The 16,966-nt window shown below is 69.6% G+C and carries 30 protein-coding genes; all 30 read left to right on the forward strand.

Going from position 1 to position 16,966, the window contains the following annotated elements; translation table 11 throughout:
- Nucleotides 1-77: 77 nt before the first annotated feature.
- The 30 genes from rpsJ (at nucleotide 78) to ACFSHS_RS01375 (ending at nucleotide 16,963) form a co-directional block, all read left to right on the forward strand.
- Complete coding sequence (gene rpsJ, locus ACFSHS_RS01230) at nucleotides 78-383, forward strand: 30S ribosomal protein S10 (RefSeq protein WP_014377994.1); 306 nt, start codon at nucleotides 78-80, stop codon at nucleotides 381-383.
- A gap of 15 nt (nucleotides 384-398) precedes the next feature.
- Nucleotides 399-1,064: a 50S ribosomal protein L3 gene (rplC, locus tag ACFSHS_RS01235; RefSeq protein WP_376870759.1), complete on the forward strand. Its 666-nt coding sequence runs from the start codon at nucleotides 399-401 to the stop codon at nucleotides 1,062-1,064.
- Nucleotides 1,061-2,020: a 50S ribosomal protein L4 gene (gene rplD, locus ACFSHS_RS01240; RefSeq protein WP_376870762.1), complete on the forward strand. Its 960-nt coding sequence runs from the start codon at nucleotides 1,061-1,063 to the stop codon at nucleotides 2,018-2,020. The genes rplC and rplD overlap by 4 nt, the downstream gene beginning before the upstream one ends.
- Nucleotides 2,017-2,319: a 50S ribosomal protein L23 gene (gene rplW / locus ACFSHS_RS01245; RefSeq protein WP_376870765.1), complete on the forward strand. Its 303-nt coding sequence runs from the start codon at nucleotides 2,017-2,019 to the stop codon at nucleotides 2,317-2,319. Before rplD ends, rplW begins: the two co-directional genes overlap by 4 nt.
- 45 nt (nucleotides 2,320-2,364) lie before the next feature.
- Complete coding sequence (rplB, locus tag ACFSHS_RS01250) at nucleotides 2,365-3,198, forward strand: 50S ribosomal protein L2 (protein ID WP_089336463.1); 834 nt, start codon at nucleotides 2,365-2,367, stop codon at nucleotides 3,196-3,198.
- Between the two features lie 27 nt (nucleotides 3,199-3,225).
- A complete protein-coding gene (rpsS, locus tag ACFSHS_RS01255; protein WP_236825796.1) occupies nucleotides 3,226-3,507 on the forward strand; it encodes a 30S ribosomal protein S19 in 282 nt (93 codons plus the stop codon).
- Nucleotides 3,508-3,527: 20 nt separating this feature from the next.
- Nucleotides 3,528-4,010 carry a 50S ribosomal protein L22 gene (rplV, locus tag ACFSHS_RS01260; RefSeq protein ID WP_458199612.1) on the forward strand — a complete coding sequence of 161 codons (483 nt, stop codon included), beginning with the start codon at nucleotides 3,528-3,530 and terminating at the stop codon, nucleotides 4,008-4,010.
- On the forward strand, nucleotides 4,010-4,900 hold the full coding sequence (gene rpsC / locus ACFSHS_RS01265) for a 30S ribosomal protein S3 (RefSeq protein ID WP_376870768.1): 891 nt from the start codon (nucleotides 4,010-4,012) through the stop codon (nucleotides 4,898-4,900). Before rplV ends, rpsC begins: the two co-directional genes overlap by 1 nt.
- Nucleotides 4,901-4,903: 3 nt before the next feature.
- Nucleotides 4,904-5,320 (forward strand): 50S ribosomal protein L16, encoded by a 417-nt coding sequence (gene rplP, locus ACFSHS_RS01270; protein WP_222194238.1) that lies wholly within the window; start codon nucleotides 4,904-4,906, stop codon nucleotides 5,318-5,320.
- The gene (rpmC, locus tag ACFSHS_RS01275) at nucleotides 5,320-5,553 is read left to right on the forward strand and encodes a 50S ribosomal protein L29 (protein WP_097194642.1); all 234 of its coding nucleotides are present in this window, start codon (nucleotides 5,320-5,322) and stop codon (nucleotides 5,551-5,553) included. Before rplP ends, rpmC begins: the two co-directional genes overlap by 1 nt.
- Nucleotides 5,550-5,840, forward strand: coding sequence for a 30S ribosomal protein S17 (gene rpsQ, locus ACFSHS_RS01280; RefSeq protein ID WP_376870772.1), 291 nt, complete (start codon nucleotides 5,550-5,552; stop codon nucleotides 5,838-5,840). The genes rpmC and rpsQ overlap by 4 nt, the downstream gene beginning before the upstream one ends.
- Before the next feature lie 208 nt (nucleotides 5,841-6,048).
- Entirely contained in the window at nucleotides 6,049-6,417 is a 369-nt protein-coding gene (gene rplN, locus ACFSHS_RS01285) for a 50S ribosomal protein L14 (RefSeq protein WP_012950472.1), read from the forward strand.
- Between the two features lie 2 nt (nucleotides 6,418-6,419).
- Nucleotides 6,420-6,764 (forward strand): 50S ribosomal protein L24, encoded by a 345-nt coding sequence (gene rplX / locus ACFSHS_RS01290; RefSeq protein WP_458199613.1) that lies wholly within the window; start codon nucleotides 6,420-6,422, stop codon nucleotides 6,762-6,764.
- 5 nt (nucleotides 6,765-6,769) lie between these two features.
- Nucleotides 6,770-7,354, forward strand: a complete 585-nt coding sequence (gene rplE / locus ACFSHS_RS01295) for a 50S ribosomal protein L5 (protein WP_376870775.1) — start codon at nucleotides 6,770-6,772, stop codon at nucleotides 7,352-7,354.
- Between the two features lie 17 nt (nucleotides 7,355-7,371).
- The gene (locus ACFSHS_RS01300) at nucleotides 7,372-7,557 is read left to right on the forward strand and encodes a type Z 30S ribosomal protein S14 (protein ID WP_089336472.1); all 186 of its coding nucleotides are present in this window, start codon (nucleotides 7,372-7,374) and stop codon (nucleotides 7,555-7,557) included.
- Nucleotides 7,558-7,726: 169 nt separating this feature from the next.
- Nucleotides 7,727-8,131, forward strand: coding sequence for a 30S ribosomal protein S8 (gene rpsH, locus ACFSHS_RS01305; RefSeq protein ID WP_458199614.1), 405 nt, complete (start codon nucleotides 7,727-7,729; stop codon nucleotides 8,129-8,131).
- Nucleotides 8,132-8,145: 14 nt separating this feature from the next.
- On the forward strand, nucleotides 8,146-8,685 hold the full coding sequence (rplF, locus tag ACFSHS_RS01310; RefSeq protein ID WP_376870781.1) for a 50S ribosomal protein L6: 540 nt from the start codon (nucleotides 8,146-8,148) through the stop codon (nucleotides 8,683-8,685).
- Nucleotides 8,685-9,101: a 50S ribosomal protein L18 gene (rplR, locus tag ACFSHS_RS01315; protein ID WP_376870784.1), complete on the forward strand. Its 417-nt coding sequence runs from the start codon at nucleotides 8,685-8,687 to the stop codon at nucleotides 9,099-9,101. Before rplF ends, rplR begins: the two co-directional genes overlap by 1 nt.
- A gap of 49 nt (nucleotides 9,102-9,150) precedes the next feature.
- A complete protein-coding gene (gene rpsE, locus ACFSHS_RS01320) occupies nucleotides 9,151-9,765 on the forward strand; it encodes a 30S ribosomal protein S5 (protein ID WP_376870787.1) in 615 nt (204 codons plus the stop codon).
- A 1-nt stretch (nucleotide 9,766) separates the two neighbouring features.
- Nucleotides 9,767-9,946, forward strand: a complete 180-nt coding sequence (gene rpmD / locus ACFSHS_RS01325) for a 50S ribosomal protein L30 (protein WP_376870790.1) — start codon at nucleotides 9,767-9,769, stop codon at nucleotides 9,944-9,946.
- 13 nt (nucleotides 9,947-9,959) lie between these two features.
- Nucleotides 9,960-10,403 (forward strand): 50S ribosomal protein L15, encoded by a 444-nt coding sequence (gene rplO / locus ACFSHS_RS01330; protein ID WP_417281941.1) that lies wholly within the window; start codon nucleotides 9,960-9,962, stop codon nucleotides 10,401-10,403.
- 176 nt (nucleotides 10,404-10,579) lie between these two features.
- Entirely contained in the window at nucleotides 10,580-11,890 is a 1,311-nt protein-coding gene (secY, locus tag ACFSHS_RS01335; RefSeq protein ID WP_376870793.1) for a preprotein translocase subunit SecY, read from the forward strand.
- A gap of 5 nt (nucleotides 11,891-11,895) precedes the next feature.
- The gene (locus tag ACFSHS_RS01340; protein WP_458199615.1) at nucleotides 11,896-12,495 is read left to right on the forward strand and encodes an adenylate kinase; all 600 of its coding nucleotides are present in this window, start codon (nucleotides 11,896-11,898) and stop codon (nucleotides 12,493-12,495) included.
- Between the two features lie 76 nt (nucleotides 12,496-12,571).
- A complete protein-coding gene (gene map / locus ACFSHS_RS01345) occupies nucleotides 12,572-13,375 on the forward strand; it encodes a type I methionyl aminopeptidase (RefSeq protein ID WP_376870799.1) in 804 nt (267 codons plus the stop codon).
- Nucleotides 13,376-13,754: 379 nt separating this feature from the next.
- A complete protein-coding gene (gene infA, locus ACFSHS_RS01350; protein ID WP_012950459.1) occupies nucleotides 13,755-13,976 on the forward strand; it encodes a translation initiation factor IF-1 in 222 nt (73 codons plus the stop codon).
- Nucleotides 13,977-14,056: 80 nt separating this feature from the next.
- A complete protein-coding gene (rpmJ, locus tag ACFSHS_RS01355; protein ID WP_012950458.1) occupies nucleotides 14,057-14,170 on the forward strand; it encodes a 50S ribosomal protein L36 in 114 nt (37 codons plus the stop codon).
- 14 nt (nucleotides 14,171-14,184) lie between these two features.
- Nucleotides 14,185-14,565: a 30S ribosomal protein S13 gene (gene rpsM / locus ACFSHS_RS01360; RefSeq protein WP_376870805.1), complete on the forward strand. Its 381-nt coding sequence runs from the start codon at nucleotides 14,185-14,187 to the stop codon at nucleotides 14,563-14,565.
- Between the two features lie 95 nt (nucleotides 14,566-14,660).
- Entirely contained in the window at nucleotides 14,661-15,068 is a 408-nt protein-coding gene (rpsK, locus tag ACFSHS_RS01365; RefSeq protein WP_376870807.1) for a 30S ribosomal protein S11, read from the forward strand.
- Nucleotides 15,069-15,103: 35 nt separating this feature from the next.
- Complete coding sequence (gene rpsD, locus ACFSHS_RS01370; RefSeq protein ID WP_376870809.1) at nucleotides 15,104-15,730, forward strand: 30S ribosomal protein S4; 627 nt, start codon at nucleotides 15,104-15,106, stop codon at nucleotides 15,728-15,730.
- Nucleotides 15,731-15,898: 168 nt separating this feature from the next.
- Complete coding sequence (locus ACFSHS_RS01375; protein ID WP_376870811.1) at nucleotides 15,899-16,963, forward strand: DNA-directed RNA polymerase subunit alpha; 1,065 nt, start codon at nucleotides 15,899-15,901, stop codon at nucleotides 16,961-16,963.
- Nucleotides 16,964-16,966: the final 3 nt, after the last annotated feature.

The raw sequence follows: 16,966 nt of genomic DNA on the forward strand, positions 1-16,966 counted from the left end.
CCCCCCCCGCCTGCTCCCGGGTCCGCCCGGACCCAGCCCGGCTACAGACTTTCGATCGGCAGGAGCAGAGAACAGCGATGGCGGGACAGAAGATCCGCATCCGGCTGAAGGCCTACGACCACGAGGCGATCGACGCCTCGGCGCGACGCATCGTCGAGACGGTCACCAAGACCGGAGCGCGCGTGGTCGGCCCCGTGCCGCTGCCGACGGAGAAGAACGTGTACGCGGTGATCCGTTCGCCGCACAAGTACAAGGACTCGTTCGAGCACTTCGAGATGCGCACGCACAAGCGGCTCATCGACATCCTCGACCCGACGCCGAAGACGGTCGACGCGCTCATGCGCATCGACCTCCCGGCCTCGGTCGACGTCAACATCCAGTAAGGGCAGTCAGCAGACATGGCGAGCACATTTCGCGGTCTTCTCGGCGAGAAGCTGGGGATGACCCAGGTCTTCGACGAGAACAACCGCCTCGTGCCGGTGACCGTCGTCAAGGCGGGCCCGTGTGTGGTGACCCAGGTGCGCACCCCCGAGGTGGACGGCTACTCGGCCGTCCAGCTCGGATTCGGCGAGATCGACCCGCGCAAGGTGAACAAGCCCGAGGGCGGGCACTTCACCAAGGCGGGCGTCACGCCGCGGCGACACCTGGTCGAGCTGCGCACCGAGGACGCCGGCGACTACACGGTCGGCCAGGAGCTGACCGCGGACGTCTTCGACGGCGTGGCCAAGGTCGACGTCATCGGCACCAGCAAGGGCAAGGGCACCGCCGGTGTCATGAAGCGCCACGGCTTCCGTGGCCTCGGCGCGGCGCACGGCACCCAGCGCAAGCACCGCCACCCCGGATCCATCGGTGGGGCTTCCACGCCGGGCCGCGTGTTCAAGGGCCTGAAGATGGCCGGCCGCATGGGCGCGGTCAAGACGACCACGCTGTCGCTGGTCGTGCACAAGGTCGACGCGGAGCGGGGGCTGCTGCTCATCAAGGGCGCCGTCCCGGGTCCGAAGGGTGGCCTCGTCCTCGTCCGCTCAGCGGTCAAGGGTGGCCCCGTGGGGAGTGACAACAAGTGAGCCAGTCGATCGAGACGCGCACCGACCGCCAGGTCGACGTGCGCACCCCGGCGGGGGAGACCTCCGGCAGCGTCACGCTGCCCGGTGAGCTGTTCGACGCCGACGCCAACGTCTCCCTGATGCACCAGGTCGTCGTGGCGCAGCTGGCCGCGGCCCGTCAGGGCACCCACGCGACCAAGACGCGTGGTCAGGTCAGCGGCGGTGGCACCAAGCCCTACCGGCAGAAGGGCACCGGCCGGGCCCGTCAGGGTTCGATCCGCGCGCCGCAGTTCGCCGGTGGTGGCACGGTCCACGGCCCGCAGCCGCGCGACTACACGAAGAAGACGCCGAAGAAGATGAAGGCGGCCGCGCTGCGTGGCGCGCTGTCCGACCGGGCCCGCGAGGGCCGGGTCCACGTCGTCTCGGCCTTCGTCGACGGCGACGCCCCGAAGACCAAGGCCGCCCTGGCGACCCTCGAGGCCGTCACCCGGGCCGCCAAGGTCCTCGTGGTCCTCGACCGCGACGACGTCCTCAACTGGGTCAGCCTGCGGAACCTGCCCCAGGTGCACCTGATCGAGGCCGGACAGCTCAACACCTACGACGTGCTCAACGCCGACGAGGTCGTCTTCACCGAGACCGCGCTCGCCGAGTTCGTCGAGGGCCGCCGCGGAGCCGCCGGCACCAAGCCGGACCTGGCGACGCACGTGACCCCCGGTGGGGTGCCGTCGATCGCGCCGGCCGAGGGCGAGGGCACGGTCGAGGCCGTGACCGGCGCCGAGCCGGCCCCGGCCGAGAAGGCCGCTGCCAAGAAGGCCCCCGCCACGGAGGCCGCCACCCCGGAGGAGGCCGCCCCGGCCACCGCCGAGGAGGCCGCCAAGGCCCCCGCCGAGCTGGCCGACGTCGCCGACGCCGGGCCGGACGCGCAGGCGCCCACCGAGGACGGCACCACCGACGCGAGCACCGAGGAGAAGGCATGAGCGTCCGCGACCCCCGGGACGTCCTGCTCGCCCCGGTCATCTCCGAGAAGAGCTACGGGCTGCTGGACGAGAACCAGTACACGTTCATCGTGCTGCCCGAGGCGAACAAGACCCAGATCAAGATCGCGGTCGAGCAGATCTTCGACGTGAAGGTCGTCGGCGTGAACACCATCAACCGCCCGGGCAAGCGCAAGCGCAGCCGGGGCACGCGGATGGGCAAGCGCAAGGACACCAAGCGCGCCATCGTCTCGCTCGCCCCCGGCAACCGCATCGAGATCTTCGGCGGCCCGGGCGCCTGACCGCGCCCGGACTCCACGGACCAGAGATAGAGGACTGAGTCAGCAATGGCTATCCGCAAGTACAAGCCGACGACGCCGGGCCGCCGCGGCTCCAGCGTCGCCGACTTCGCCGAGGTCACCCGCGACCATCCCGAGAAGTCGCTGGTCCGGCCGCTGCACGGCCGCGGTGGACGCAACGTCCACGGCAAGGTCACCGCGCGTCACCAGGGGGGCGGTCACAAGCGTGCCTACCGGCTGATCGACTTCCGCCGGGCCGACAAGGACGGCGTGCCGGCCAAGGTCGCGCACATCGAGTACGACCCGAACCGCACCTCGCGGATCGCGCTGCTGCACTACGCCGACGGCGAGAAGCGCTACATCATCGCCCCGGCGCGGCTGAAGCAGGGCGACACGGTCGAGTGCGGGCCCTCGGCGGACATCAAGCCGGGCAACAACCTGCCGCTGCGGAACATCCCGGTCGGCACCGTCGTTCATGCCATCGAGCTCCGCCCGGGTGGCGGGGCCAAGATCGCCCGTTCCGCGGGTACCAGCGTCCAGCTGGTCGCCCGTGAAGGCCGGTTCGCGCAGCTGCGCATGCCGTCGGGCGAGATCCGCAACGTCGACGTCCGCTGCCGCGCGACCGTCGGCGAGGTGGGCAACGCCGAGCAGTCGAACATCAACTGGGGCAAGGCCGGCCGGATGCGGTGGAAGGGCAAGCGCCCGACCGTCCGCGGTGTGGCCATGAACCCCGTCGACCACCCGCACGGTGGCGGTGAGGGCAAGACCTCCGGCGGTCGCCACCCGGTGAACCCGAAGGGCAAGCCGGAGGGCCGGACGCGCAAGCGGAAGGCCAGCGACGCCCTGATCGTGCGCCGCCGGCGCACCAACAAGAAGCGCTGAGCAGGTAGCTAAGAGGAGCCGACTGACATGCCACGCAGCCTGAAGAAGGGCCCGTTCGTCGACGACCACCTGCTCGCCAAGGTGGACGCACAGAACGCCAAGGGCACCAAGAACGTGATCCGCACCTGGTCGCGTCGCTCGACGATCATCCCGGACATGCTCGGCCACACGCTGGCCGTGCACGACGGCCGCAAGCACGTCCCGGTCTTCGTGACCGAGGCGATGGTCGGGCACAAGCTCGGCGAGTTCGCGCCCACCCGCACCTTCCGTGGGCACGTCAAGGACGACCGCCGCTCGCGGCGGGGCTGACCAGGTAGAGAGAGACTCAGATGACTTCCCAGTTGGGACAGGAGGCGCCGGTCGCCCGGGCTACGGCCCGGTTCGTCCGCGTGACCCCCATGAAGGCCCGCCGGGTGGTGGACCTGATCCGCTACCTGCCGACCGATGAGGCCCTGGCGCTGCTGCGCTTCGCCCCGCAGAGCGCGAGCGAGCCGGTGGCCAAGGTCGTGGCCAGCGCGGTGGCCAACGCCGAGCACAACCTGCAGCTCGACCCGGGTGCGCTGGTCGTCAGCGCCGCCTACGTCGACGAGGGCCCCACGCTGAAGCGGATCCGTCCGCGCGCGCAGGGCCGGGCGTTCCGCATCAACAAGCGGACCAGCCACATCACCGTCGAGGTCAGCGAGGCGGCCGCCAACGCCGGCCTCGCGCAGAAGGCGCGCAAGGCCCGCCGCGACACCGGCCAGTCCGGTACGTCGGACCGGGTGAGCGCCACCCGCCAGCAGAGCAGCAACACGAGGGGAGGGACCCGCTAGTGGGTCAGAAGGTCAACCCGCACGGGTTCCGTCTCGGGATCACCACCGACTACAAGTCCCGGTGGTACGCGGACAAGCTGTACAAGGACTACGTCAAGGAAGACGTCGCGATCCGCAAGCTCATGTCCAAGGGCATGGAGCGGGCCGGCATCTCCAAGGTCGAGATCGAGCGCACCCGTGACCGGGTCCGCGTCGACATCCACACCGCCCGGCCGGGCATCGTCATCGGCCGTCGCGGCGCGGAGGCCGACCGCATCCGCGGCGAGCTCGAGAAGCTCACCGGCAAGCAGGTGCAGCTGAACATCCTCGAGGTCAAGAACCCCGAGTCCGACGCGCAGCTGGTCGCCCAGGCCGTCGCCGAGCAGCTGTCCAGCCGGGTGAGCTTCCGCCGGGCGATGCGCAAGGCCATGCAGTCGGCCCAGCGCAGCCCGCAGGTCAAGGGCATCCGGGTGCAGTGCTCGGGCCGCCTCGGCGGTACCGAGATGAGCCGGTCGGAGTTCTACCGCGAGGGCCGGGTGCCGCTGCACACGCTCCGCGCGAACATCGACTACGGCATCTACGAGGCCCGCACCACCTTCGGCCGCATCGGCGTGAAGGTGTGGATCTACAAGGGTGACGTCAGCGGCTCGCGTGCCGAGCGGGAGGCCCTCGAGGCGCTCGCCGCCCGTCAGCAGCGCCGTGAGCGGGCCCAGCGGCCGCAGCGCCGCTCCGGCTCGTCGGGCACCACCGCCGGTGGCACCGAGGCCGGTCGCGCCGCCGCCGAGACCACCGAATCCGTCGTGGCGCAGACCTCCGGCGAGGTCGCGCCCGAGACGACCGTCGCCGAGGTCGCCGGCCCCGAGGCCACCGCGGCCGTCGAGCAGACGGCCACCGAGAACACGGAGAGCTGAGCGATGCTCATCCCACGGCGCGTCAAGCACCGCAAGCAGCACCACCCCGACCGCAGCGGCCGGGCCAAGGGCGGCACCGCCATCAACTTCGGCGAGTACGCCATCCAGGCCCTCGAGCCGGCGTACGTGACGAACCGGCAGATCGAGTCGGCTCGTATCGCCATGACCCGGCACATCAAGCGTGGCGGGAAGGTGTGGATCTCGATCTACCCGGACCGCCCGCTGACCAAGAAGCCGGCCGAGACCCGCATGGGTTCCGGTAAGGGTTCGCCGGAGTGGTGGGTCGCCAACGTCAAGCCCGGTCGCATCATGTTCGAGCTGTCCGGTGTCGCCGAGCCCGTGGCCCGCGAGGCCATGCGTCGCGCCATCCACAAGCTGCCCATGAAGTGCCGCTTCATCACGCGTGAAGGAGAGGTGTGATGGCCGCCGGTCTGACCGCTCCGGAGCTGCGCGAGCTCTCGGCCGACGAGCTCGCCTCGCGGCTGCGCGAGTCCAAGGAAGAACTGTTCAACCTGCGGTTCCAGGTGGCCACCGGCCAGCTGGACAACAACCGGCGACTGCAGACCGTCCGTCGTGACATCGCCCGGATCTACACGATCATGCGCGAGCGCGAGCTGGGTCTCTCGGTCGCCCCGAACGAGGGTGTGGCATGAGCGAGCCCCAGCAGTCGACCGGTCCCGGTCTGGCCGGGCGTGGCTACCGCAAGGTCCGTGAGGGCCTCGTGGTCAGCGACAAGATGCAGAAGACCATCGTCGTCGAGGTCGAGGACCGCGTGAAGCACGCCCTCTACGGCAAGGTCATCCGCCGGACCAACAAGCTGAAGGTCCACGACGAGCAGAACGTCGCCGGCATCGGCGACCGCGTCCAGATCATGGAGACCCGGCCCACGTCGGCGACCAAGCGCTGGCGGCTCGTCGAGATCCTCGAGAAGGCGAAGTAAACAGCCGGCCCTCCGGGGTCGTCCCAGGGGCGAGTACCCTGGACGCTTGGCGCGCACCGCACCTCTCACCGGGTGCGCGCGCCGCATCCCGGTACCCGTGCTTCGGACGCACCGGCGGCATCCGCCGCCGGTGCGTCCGCACGCCGGTACCGGACAGCCGGTTCACCGATCCGGCCCGGCTGTCACCACTGAGATTTGGGAGTTGGACGTGATCCAGCAGGAGTCGCGACTGCGAGTCGCCGACAACACCGGTGCGAAGGAGATCCTCTGCATCCGGGTGCTCGGCGGTTCCGGGCGACGCTACGCGGGCATCGGCGACGTCATCGTGGCGACCGTCAAGGACGCGCTGCCCGGTGCCGGGGTCAAGCGGGGTGACGTGGTCAAGGCCGTCGTCGTCCGCACGGTGAAGGAGCGTCGTCGTCCCGACGGTTCCTACATCCGCTTCGACGAGAACGCCGCGGTCATCATCCGCGACAGCGGCGACCCGCGCGGTACGCGCATCTTCGGCCCGGTGGGCCGCGAGCTCCGCGACAAGCGCTTCATGCGGATCATCTCGCTCGCACCGGAGGTGCTGTGATCATGGCTGCCAACAACGGCAGGACGCCGTCCATGAAGGTCAAGAAGGGTGACACCGTCCTCGTCCTGTCCGGCAAGGACAAGGGTGCGAAGGGGCGCGTCATCGCCGCCTACCCGAAGGTCCAGCGCGTGCTGGTCGAGGGCGTGGGGCGCGTGAAGAAGCACACCCGCATCAGCTCGACCCAGCGCGGCGCCCAGCAGGGCGGGATCGTCACGCAGGAGGCGCCCATCCACGTGAGCAACGTGATGGTGATCGACTCCGAGGACAAGCCGACCCGGGTCGGCTACCGCAAGGACGACAACGGCCGCAGCATCCGGGTCTCGCGGCGCACCGGTAAGGACCTCTGAACGTCATGAGCGCACCCACGCGTGAGCTGCCCCGCATGCTCGCCCACTACCGCGAGACCATCGCGCCGGCGCTGCAGTCGGAGTTCAGCTACGAGAACGTCATGCAGATCCCGCGCCTGACGAAGATCGTCGTCAACATGGGCGTCGGCGAGGCCACCCGCGACGCCAAACTGATGGACGGCGCCGTCCGCGACCTGACCGCCATCACCGGTCAGAAGCCGGCCGTCGTCCGGGCCCGCAAGTCCATCGCGCAGTTCAAGCTGCGCGAGGGCATGCCGATCGGCGCCAAGGTCACCCTGCGCGGAGACCGGATGTGGGAGTTCCTGGACCGGCTGCTGTCGCTGGCCCTGCCCCGCATCCGTGACTTCCGTGGCCTGAACCCCAAGCAGTTCGACGGCCACGGGAACTACACCTTCGGCCTCAACGAGCAGTCGATGTTCCGCGAGATCGATGTCGACAAGATCGACCGGCCGCGCGGTATGGACATCACGCTGGTCACCACCGCCACGAACGACGAGGAGGGCCGCGAGCTGCTCCGCCAGCTCGGCTTCCCCTTCGCCGGCCAGCCCGTCGTGACCACCATCCGCTGAGCCGGTAGGAGAAACCAATGGCCAAGAAGGCTCTGATCAACAAGGCGGCCCGCAAGCCTAAGTTCGCGGTCCGCGGTTACACCCGCTGCCAGCGGTGCGGCCGTCCGCACTCCGTCTTCCGCAAGTTCGGCCTCTGCCGGATCTGCCTGCGGGAGATGGCTCACGCGGGGGAGCTCCCGGGCGTGCGCAAGTCCTCCTGGTGAAGGACCCGGCTGCCCCCCACGACACGCTTCGCGCGCCGCGGGTCCCTGCAGCCGGGCCGTTCCAGCAAGTCACCAACCGAGCACCACTGATCGCCGAGAGGCCCAGCGCCAAGTCTCCGGGACCCAGCGCACGAGGAACCGCGGCGAGAGAGGCACCACCACCATGACGATGACCGACCCGATCGCGGACATGCTGACGCGGCTGCGGAACGCCAACCAGGCGTACCACGACAGCACCGTGATGCCGTCCTCGAAGCTGAAGACGCACATCGCGGAGATCCTCCAGCAGGAGGGCTACATCGCGGGCTGGACGGTGAAGGACGTCGAGAAGGACGGCTCCACCTTCAAGCAGCTGCAGATCGACCTGAAGTACGGCCCCAACCGGGAGCGGAGCATCGCCGGCGTCCGGCGGGTCTCGAAGCCCGGTCTGCGGGTGTACGCGAAGTCCAACTCGCTGCCCAAGGTCCTGGGTGGTCTCGGCGTGGCGATCATCTCGACCTCCACCGGGCTGCTGACCGACAAGCAGGCGAACAAGAAGGGCGTGGGCGGGGAAGTCCTCGCCTACGTCTGGTAAGGGAGCGAACGACAATGTCACGGATCGGACGACTCCCCATCGCCGTGCCCGCCGGTGTGGACGTCACCATCGACGGCCAGACGGTCAGCGTGAAGGGGCCGAAGGGCACCCTGAACCACACCGTGGCGGCGCCCATCACGGTGGAGCGCGACGAGGACGGCACACTGCGCGTGCAGCGGCCCAACGACGAGCGCCAGAACCGCGCTCTGCACGGGCTCTCGCGGACGCTGATCGCCAACATGATCACCGGCGTCACCGAGGGCTACACCAAGACCCTGGAGATCGTCGGTGTCGGTTACCGCGTCCAGGCTCGCGGCTCGGACCTCGAGTTCGCCCTGGGCTTCAGCCACCCGGTGCCGGTGAAGGCCCCGGAGGGCATCACCTTCGCCGTCGAATCCCCCACCCGCCTGCGGGTGAGCGGGATCGACAAGCAGCAGGTCGGCGAGGTCGCGGCCAAGATCCGCAAGATCCGCAAGCCGGACCCGTACAAGGGCAAGGGCGTGCGGTACCAGGGCGAGGTCGTCAAGCGCAAGGTCGGGAAGACGGGTAAGTGATGGCAACCGCAACTACTCCCACGAACGGGAAGTCCGCCGGCGGCCACAAGCCGGTCGGCACCGACATCAGCACGGCGCGCCGTGTCTCGCGGCTGCGCCGCCACAACCGGTTGCGCAAGCGCGTGGCCGGCACGCCGGAGCGTCCGCGCCTGGTCGTCAACCGGAGCTCGCGGCACATCCACGTGCAGCTGGTCGACGACACGGTCGGCCGCACGCTGGCCAGCGCGTCGACGATGGGGCTCCGCGGCGCGGAGGGCGACAAGTCGGCCCTGGCGCGCCAGGTCGGCGCCCTCATCGCCGACCGGGCCAAGGCCGCCGGCATCTCCGCGGTCGTCTTCGACCGCGGCGGGAACCGGTACGCCGGGCGGATCGCCGCCCTGGCCGAGGGTGCCCGCGAGGGTGGGCTGGACTTCTGATGAGCAGCATCGCCAGCACCGTGAACACGCAGATCGAGAGGGACGTCTGATGCCAGGACCACAGCGACGCGGCGGCGGCGCCGGCGGCGGCAACGACCGCCGTGACCGTCGTGACGGCGGGCGGGGCCCGGGAGGCGCGCCCGCCGAGAAGAGCAACTACATCGAGCGCGTGGTCGCCATCAACCGCGTGTCCAAGGTCGTCAAGGGCGGTCGGCGCTTCAGCTTCACCGCCCTGGTGATCGTGGGTGACGGCGACGGCAAGGTCGGTGTGGGCTACGGCAAGGCCAAGGAGGTGCCCGCGGCGATCGCCAAGGGTGTCGAGGAGGCCAAGAAGCACTTCTACAGCGTGCCGCGCATCGCCAGCACCATCCCGCACCCGGTGCAGGGTGAGGCGGCGGCCGGTGTCGTGCTGCTCAAGCCGGCCAGCCCGGGTACCGGTGTCATCGCCGGTGGCCCGGTTCGTGCCGTCCTCGAGTGCGCCGGCATCCACGACGTGCTCTCCAAGAGCCTCGGGTCGTCGAACCCGATCAACATCGTGCACGCCACGATGCAGGCGCTCAAGGAGCTCGTCCGCCCCGAGGAAATCGCGGCCCGTCGTGGCCTTCCCCTCGAGGACGTCGCCCCGGCCGCCATGCTCCGCGCTCGTGCTGGTCAGGGGGTCTGAGATGGCACAGCTCAAGGTCACCCAGGTCAGGTCGTCGATCGGCTGCAAGCAGAACCAGCGGGACACGCTGCGTTCCCTCGGTTTGAAGCGGATCCACGACTCGGTCGTCCAGGAGGACCGTCCCGAGATCCGCGGGATGGTCGCGACGGTGCCGCACCTCGTGCGCGTCGAGGAAGTCTGAGGAAAGACTCGCTATGACACTGAAGGTTCATCACCTGCGTCCGGCCCCGGGCGCCCACACGGCCAAGACGCGAGTCGGCCGCGGTGAGGGCTCCAAGGGCAAGACGGCCGGTCGCGGTACCAAGGGCACCGGGGCGCGCGGCAACACCCACGCGCGGTTCGAGGGTGGGCAGACGCCGCTGCACATGCGGCTGCCCAAGCTCACCGGGTTCACGAGCCCGAACAAGGTCGTGTTCCAGGTCGTCAACCTCGACCGCATCGCGGCCCTGTTCCCGCAGGGCGGCCCGGTGAACCCGGACACGCTGGCCGATGCGGGCGCGGTCCGCCGCGGCCACCCGGTCAAGGTCCTGGGCACCGGCGACCTCGGCGGTGTCAAGGTCGACGTCCAGGCGCACGCCTTCTCCGCGTCCGCCGCCGAGAAGATCGGCGCCGCCGGCGGCAGCACCACCCGCATCTGAGAGAGGACCCCCCTGCCCCCCGCCACTCGCGAGTTGCGGCTGGCCCCGGCAGGGGGGCCTTCTGCTGCCGGTCCTGCACCACGGCCCCGCCCAGAGGCTCGCCGCGAGCTCGCGAGCGGTGAGGGGGGCGGGGTCCTTCCATTGCTAACCTCACACGACCGACTCGGGGAGGGCACGTGCTGCAGGCGTTCGCCGCGGCGTTCCGGACGCCAGACCTCCGGCGCAAACTGCTGTTCTCCCTGGCGATCATCGCCGTGTACCGGCTGGGTGCCGCGGTGCCGGGGCCGGGCGTCTCCGTGGAGGCGATCAACAGCTGTCTCGAGATCGCGCAGGCCTCCGACCAGCGCGACATCTACTCGCTGGTCAACCTGTTCTCCGGCGGCGCGCTGCTGCGGCTGAGCGTCTTCGCGCTGGGGATCATGCCTTACATCACGGCGAGCATCATCGTGCAGCTGCTGGTGGTCGTGATCCCGCGCTTCGAGCAGCTGAAGAAGGAAGGGCAGTCGGGTCAGGCCAAGCTGACCCAGTACACCCGCTATCTCACGATCGCCCTCGCCGTCCTGCAGAGCACCGGCATCATCGCCCTGGCCCGCAGTGGGCAGCTGTTCCCCGGCTGTCCCGAGTCGATCATCCCGTCGGACTCCGTCTGGTCGACCGTCGTCCTGGTCATCGCGCTCACGGCCGGCACCGCGCTGATCATGTGGCTCGGTGAGCTCCTCACCGAGAAGGGGATCGGCAACGGCATGTCCGTGCTGATCTTCACCTCGATCGCCGCGCGCATCCCGGCCGAGGGTGGCGCGATTCTGCAGACCCGCGGCGGTGTGGTCTTCGCCGTCGTCTGCGCCTTCGCCCTGGTCATCATCGGCGCGGTCGTGTACGTGGAGCAGGCCCAGCGCCGCATCCCCGTGCAGTACGCCAAGCGGATGGTCGGACGCCGCATGTACGGCGGGACGTCCACCTACCTGCCGCTGAAGGTCAACCAGGCCGGCGTCATCCCGGTCATCTTCGCCTCGTCGCTGCTCTACCTCCCGCAGCTGATCACCCAGCTCCAGGGCAGCGAGACCGGTCCGGTGCGGCGGTTCTTCGAGAACTACATCATCGACCAGAGCAGCCCGGTGCACGTCGCGTTCTACTTCGGCCTGATCGTGTTCTTCACGTACTTCTACGTGTCGATCACCTTCAACCCCGAGGAGCGGGCCGACGACATGAAGCGCTACGGCGGCTTCATCCCCGGCATCCGCCCGGGCCGCCCGACCGCTGAGTACCTGCAGTACGTACTGTCCCGGATCACCCTGCCGGGATCGATCTACCTGGGGACGGTGGCGGTGCTGCCCAACCTGTTCCTGTCGATCACGCAGGAGGGGCAGAACCAGAACTTCCCGTTCGGCGGGACGGCGGTGCTGATCATGGTCGGAGTGGGGTTGGAGACGGTGAAGCAGATCGAGACGCAACTCAACCAGCGCAACTACGAAGGGTTCCTGAAGTAGTGCGCGTGGTGCTGCTGGGGCCTCCCGGAGCGGGCAAGGGCACCCAGGCGCAGATCATCGCCGGCAAGCTCGGCGTCCCCGCGATCTCGACCGGCGACATCTTCCGCGCCAACGTGAGCGGGCAGACGGAGCTGGGCCAGCAGGCCAAGACCTACATGGACGCCGGTGACCTGGTGCCCGACGAGATCACGGTCGCCATGGTGAAGGACCGCCTGGCCGAGCCCGACGCCAAGGGCGGCTTCCTGCTGGACGGCTTCCCCCGCACCATCGCGCAGGCCGAACAGCTGCGCTCGTCGCTGTCCGAGCTCGGCCAGGCCCTGGACCGGGTGCTGGAACTGGTCGTGGACGAGGAGGAGCTGGTCCGTCGGCTCTCCGGCCGCCGGATGCTGGTGGACGGCCAGATGGTCCAGCGCGACGACGACAAGCCCGAGACCGTGCGGCGCCGCCTGCACGTCTACCAGGAGCAGACCGCGCCCCTCTCCGGGTTCTACGAGGGGGAGGGGCTGCTGGCCCGCATCGACGCCATCGGCGAGGTCGAGGAGGTCACGGCACGGGCGCTGCGGGCGCTCGGCGTGGCCGACGACGAGCGGCCGGGCGCAGACTGAACGAGCGGGAGCGGGGACGGCGATGACCTCGAGAATCCTGGGTCGCCTCCCCCTGCTGGCGAAGTGGAGTGGACGCATGATCCAGATCAAGACACCGCACGAGATCGAGCTCATGCGTGGAGCCGGGCTGGTCGTGGCCGGCGCGATCAAGGCCGTCCTCGCCGAGATCCGCCCCGGCGTGACGACCGGCGAGCTCGACGCGGTCGCCGAGGACCACATCCGGACCGCCGGCGCCGTCCCGTCCTTCCTCGGCTACCACGGGTTCACGGGCAGCATCTGCGCCTCTATCAACAACGAGATCGTCCACGGCATCCCGGACCGCCGGCGCGCGCTCGCCCAGGGCGACAACATCTCGATCGACTGCGGTGCCATCCTGCACGGCTGGCACGGCGACTCGGCGGTCACGGTGACGGTGGGAGAGCCGTCCGCCGAGGACGCCGCGTTGCTGGACGTGACGGAACGGTCCATGTGGGCCGGGCTGGCGAGGGCCGTCGCGGGTGGACGGCTGACCGACATCAGCTCCGCCGTCGAGCACACCATCACCGCCGAGTCCCATCCGTACGGGATCGTCGACCACTACGGCGGGCACGGCATCGGCACCGAGATGCACCAGGACCCGCACGTGCTGAACTACGGCCGGCCCGGCCGCGGCCCCAAGCTGGTCCCGGGCCTGGCCCTGGCCATCGAGCCGATGGTCACGGTGGGCGACCCGGCGACGGTGGAGCTCGAGGACGGCTGGACCGTCGTCACCAAGGACGGGTCGCGCGCCGCGCACTTCGAGCACACGGTGGCCATCACTCCCGAGGGCCCGTGGGTCCTCACGGCGGAGGACGGCGGCGTCGCCGGCCTGGCCCCGTTCGGCATCACCCCCCGCACCTGAGGCCCCCTCCAGAGGCTCGGCCCGAGCGTGCGAGGGCTGAGACGATGAGGGGGTCCCTCCGGCCGTCCTCCCCGCCCACGCACGCTCGGGGGACCGGGAACGGGTTCCGCCCCGAGCGGCCGGGGGAGGTGGGTCCTTCCTCACCCCCGGGGCGGGTTGGAGACCAGTGGTGCCCCGGGGTACCATGTTCTGTGGCGCTAGCGCCGTCCCGTCGTCGTGCTGTGGCCGCGTGACGCGGGACGCCCTCGCGAGAGCGCCGAGAGAAGTACTGCACCACCTGTTCTGCAATCACCGAGCGCGTCCAGTCGGTCTCCGGCGTGTGCGCGCAGCGACAAGCGACGGTGACCAGTACCACCGAGTCAGGGAGCGCGTTCAAGGCATGGCGAAGAAGGACGGGGCCATCGAGGTCGAGGGTCGCGTCGTCGAGCCGCTGCCCAACGCGATGTTCCGGGTCGAGCTGCAGAACGGGCACCGGGTGCTCGCCCACATCAGCGGCAAGATGCGGCAGCACTACATCCGCATCCTGCCCGAGGACCGCGTGGTCGTGGAGCTCTCGCCCTACGACCTGACCCGCGGTCGCATCGTCTACCGCTACAAGTAATCGCTCGGCCGCGTCGTGTCCTGGGAGTCCCCGGGCAGGCAGCGGTCGGCACACGATCTGAGGAATGAGGGGCGGCACCGGTGAAGGTCCAGCCGTCGGTGAAGAAGATCTGCGACAAGTGCAAGGTGATCCGCCGGCACGGCCGGGTCATGGTCATCTGCGACAACGCCCGGCACAAGCAGCGCCAGGGCTGAGGGAGTTCCTGAACATGGCACGACTGGCCGGCGTCGACCTCCCCCGCGAGAAGCGGATGGAGATCGCGCTCACCTACATCTATGGCATCGGCAAGGCTCACGCCAAGGAGACCTTGGCCGCGACCGGCGTCAGCCCGGACCTGCGGGTCAAGGACCTCGGCGACGAGGACCTGCTGAAGCTGCGCGACTACATCGACGAGCACTTCCGCGTCGAGGGTGACCTGCGCCGCGAGGTGGCCGGTGACATCCGCCGCAAGGTGGAGATCGGCTGCTACCAGGGTCTGCGTCACCGCCGCGGGCTCCCGGTCCACGGTCAGCGCACCCGCACCAACGCGCGCTCCAGCAAGGGCCCGCGCAAGACCATCGCCGGCAAGAAGAAGGCCGGCAAGAAGTAAGGACCACCCTTCCCCCCGCGCCTCGCAGGCTCGGCGCGGGCCCCTGAAGGGTGGCCGTTCCATCTGGCCACGAAGTAAAGGAACGAAACAGACTTATGCCTCCCAGGGCTCGCACCGCGGCCGGCGCCAAGAAGGTCCGCCGCAAGGAGAAGAAGAACGTCGCCCACGGCGCGGCGCACATCAAGAGCACGTTCAACAACACGATCGTGTCGATCACCGACCCGAGCGGGAACGTGATCAGCTGGGCCTCCGCCGGCCACGTCGGCTTCAAGGGCTCGCGCAAGTCCACGCCGTTCGCCGCGCAGATGGCTGCCGAGAACGCCGCCCGCAAGGCGCAGGAGCACGGCATGCGCAAGGTCGACGTCTTCGTCAAGGGCCCCGGCTCCGGCCGTGAGACCGCGATCCGCTCGCTCCAGGCCACCGGCCTCGAGGTGGGTCAGATCCAGGACGTGACGCCGCAGCCGCACAACGGCTGCCGCCCCAAGAAGCGCCGCCGGGTCTGACCGGCCACTGACGAGACGAAACAGGAGTATTTGACGTGGCCCGTTACACCGGAGCCGACTGCCGCATGTGCCGGCGCGAGAAGATGAAGCTGTTCCTCAAGGGCAGCAAGTGCGAGTCCCCGAAGTGCCCGATCGAGATCCGGCCGTACCCGCCGGGCGAGCACGGCCGTGGCCGCAGCAAGGACAGCGAGTACCTGCTCCAGCTCCGTGAGAAGCAGAAGGCCCGCCGCATCTACGGCGTCCTCGAGAAGCAGTTCCGCGGGTACTACGAGGAGGCCAACCGCAAGACCGGCAAGACCGGTGAGGTCCTCCTCCAGATCCTGGAGTCGCGGCTGGACAACGTCGTCTACCGGGCCGGCTTCGCCGAGTCCCGCGACATGGCCCGCCAGCTGGTCCGCCACGGCCACATCCGCGTCAACGGCCGCAAGGTGGACATCCCGTCCTACCGGGTGAGCGAGAACGACATCATCGAGGTCGCCGAGAAGTCGCGCCGGATGCTGCCGTTCGAGATCGCCCAGGCCCGCGCCGGCGAGCGGCCCGTGCCGCCGTGGCTGGAGGTCATCAGCAGCCAGCTGCGCGTGCTCGTGCACAGCATCCCGGCCCGTCAGGTCATCGACACCCCGGTCCAGGAGCAGCTGATCGTGGAGCTCTACTCCAAGTAAGCAGAAGGACCCCACGAAGGACCCCCCGCCCCCCACCGCTCGCACGCTCGCGGTGGGACCCTGCGAGGGGGCCACGGCTCCGGCGGGCGGACAGATGCCCGCCGGAGCCCGCACCACCCCCTCACGGCGTCATATGGCGGGCGCCGGAGGACCCGAAGGAGAACCACCATGCTCATCGCACAGCGCCCCACCCTGACCGAGGAGACGATCTCCGAGCAGCGCTCGCGGTTCGTCATCGAGCCGCTCGAGCCGGGCTTCGGTTACACCCTCGGCAACTCCCTGCGCCGCACGCTCCTCTCCTCGATCCCCGGCGCTGCTGTCACCAGCATCCGCATCGAGGGCACCCTGCACGAGTTCACGACCGTGCCGGGCGTCAAGGAGGACGTCACCGAGATCATCCTGAACCTCAAGGGCCTGGTCGTCAGCTCCGACTCCGACGAGCCGGTGACCATGTACCTGCGCAAGCAGGGCCCCGGTGAGGTGACCGCCGCGGACATCGCGCCGCCGGCCGGTGTCGAGGTGCACAACCCCGACCTGCACATCGCGACCCTCAACGGCAAGGGGCGGCTCGAGATCGAGCTGGTCGTCGAGCGGGGCCGCGGCTACGTGCCGGCGCCGCAGAACAAGCAGCCCGGCCAGGAGATCGGCCGCATCCCGGTCGACTCGATCTACTCGCCGGTCCTCAAGGTCACCTACGCCGTCGAGGCGACCCGCGTCGAGCAGCGCACCGACTTCGACCGCCTCGTGGTCGACGTCGAGACCAAGCCGTCGATCGCCCCGCGCGACGCCATCGCGTCCGCCGGCTCGACGCTGGTCGAGCTGTTCGGCCTCCTGCGGGAGCTCAACGTCGAGGCCGAGGGCATCGAGGTCGGGCCGAGCCCGGCCGAGGCCGCGGACATCGCGAACTTCTCGATGCCGATCGAGGACATGGACCTCACCGTCCGGTCCTACAACTGCCTCAAGCGCGAGGGCGTGCACACCGTCGGGGAGCTCGTCACCCGCTCGGAGGCCGACCTGCTCGACATCCGCAACTTCGGGGCCAAGTCGATCGACGAGGTCAAGATGAAGCTGGCGGCCATGGGTCTCGCGCTCAAGGACAGCCCGCCCGGGTTCATCCCCACCTCCGTCGAGAGCTACGACGAGGGCTACGAGACCGACGCCTACCAGCAGCACGGGTACGACGCCGAGGTCGAGTACAGCGACGGCTCCTACCAGGAGACCGAGCAGCTCTAGAAG

It is taken from the genome of Blastococcus deserti, assembly GCF_042682525.1.
GTDB lineage: Bacteria > Actinomycetota > Actinomycetes > Mycobacteriales > Geodermatophilaceae > Blastococcus_B > Blastococcus_B deserti.

What these genes read in the sequence shown, in the direction of transcription:
- rpsJ (WP_014377994.1), top strand. Translation starts at nt 78, where the DNA reads ATGGCGGGACAGAAGATCCGCATCCGGCTGAAGGCCTACGACCACGAG.
- rplC (WP_376870759.1), top strand. Translation starts at nt 399, where the DNA reads ATGGCGAGCACATTTCGCGGTCTTCTCGGCGAGAAGCTGGGGATGACC.
- rplW (WP_376870765.1), top strand. Translation starts at nt 2,017, where the DNA reads ATGAGCGTCCGCGACCCCCGGGACGTCCTGCTCGCCCCGGTCATCTCC.
- rplB (WP_089336463.1), top strand. Translation starts at nt 2,365, where the DNA reads ATGGCTATCCGCAAGTACAAGCCGACGACGCCGGGCCGCCGCGGCTCC.
- rpsS (WP_236825796.1), top strand. Translation starts at nt 3,226, where the DNA reads ATGCCACGCAGCCTGAAGAAGGGCCCGTTCGTCGACGACCACCTGCTC.
- rplV (WP_458199612.1), top strand. Translation starts at nt 3,528, where the DNA reads ATGACTTCCCAGTTGGGACAGGAGGCGCCGGTCGCCCGGGCTACGGCC.
- rplP (WP_222194238.1), top strand. Translation starts at nt 4,904, where the DNA reads ATGCTCATCCCACGGCGCGTCAAGCACCGCAAGCAGCACCACCCCGAC.
- rpmC (WP_097194642.1), top strand. Translation starts at nt 5,320, where the DNA reads ATGGCCGCCGGTCTGACCGCTCCGGAGCTGCGCGAGCTCTCGGCCGAC.
- rpsQ (WP_376870772.1), top strand. Translation starts at nt 5,550, where the DNA reads ATGAGCGAGCCCCAGCAGTCGACCGGTCCCGGTCTGGCCGGGCGTGGC.
- rplX (WP_458199613.1), top strand. Translation starts at nt 6,420, where the DNA reads ATGGCTGCCAACAACGGCAGGACGCCGTCCATGAAGGTCAAGAAGGGT.
- rplE (WP_376870775.1), top strand. Translation starts at nt 6,770, where the DNA reads ATGAGCGCACCCACGCGTGAGCTGCCCCGCATGCTCGCCCACTACCGC.
- ACFSHS_RS01300 (WP_089336472.1), top strand. Translation starts at nt 7,372, where the DNA reads ATGGCCAAGAAGGCTCTGATCAACAAGGCGGCCCGCAAGCCTAAGTTC.
- rpsH (WP_458199614.1), top strand. Translation starts at nt 7,727, where the DNA reads ATGACCGACCCGATCGCGGACATGCTGACGCGGCTGCGGAACGCCAAC.
- rplF (WP_376870781.1), top strand. Translation starts at nt 8,146, where the DNA reads ATGTCACGGATCGGACGACTCCCCATCGCCGTGCCCGCCGGTGTGGAC.
- rplR (WP_376870784.1), top strand. Translation starts at nt 8,685, where the DNA reads ATGGCAACCGCAACTACTCCCACGAACGGGAAGTCCGCCGGCGGCCAC.
- rpsE (WP_376870787.1), top strand. Translation starts at nt 9,151, where the DNA reads ATGCCAGGACCACAGCGACGCGGCGGCGGCGCCGGCGGCGGCAACGAC.
- rpmD (WP_376870790.1), top strand. Translation starts at nt 9,767, where the DNA reads ATGGCACAGCTCAAGGTCACCCAGGTCAGGTCGTCGATCGGCTGCAAG.
- rplO (WP_417281941.1), top strand. Translation starts at nt 9,960, where the DNA reads ATGACACTGAAGGTTCATCACCTGCGTCCGGCCCCGGGCGCCCACACG.
- map (WP_376870799.1), top strand. Translation starts at nt 12,572, where the DNA reads ATGATCCAGATCAAGACACCGCACGAGATCGAGCTCATGCGTGGAGCC.
- infA (WP_012950459.1), top strand. Translation starts at nt 13,755, where the DNA reads ATGGCGAAGAAGGACGGGGCCATCGAGGTCGAGGGTCGCGTCGTCGAG.
- rpsM (WP_376870805.1), top strand. Translation starts at nt 14,185, where the DNA reads ATGGCACGACTGGCCGGCGTCGACCTCCCCCGCGAGAAGCGGATGGAG.
- rpsK (WP_376870807.1), top strand. Translation starts at nt 14,661, where the DNA reads ATGCCTCCCAGGGCTCGCACCGCGGCCGGCGCCAAGAAGGTCCGCCGC.
- ACFSHS_RS01375 (WP_376870811.1), top strand. Translation starts at nt 15,899, where the DNA reads ATGCTCATCGCACAGCGCCCCACCCTGACCGAGGAGACGATCTCCGAG.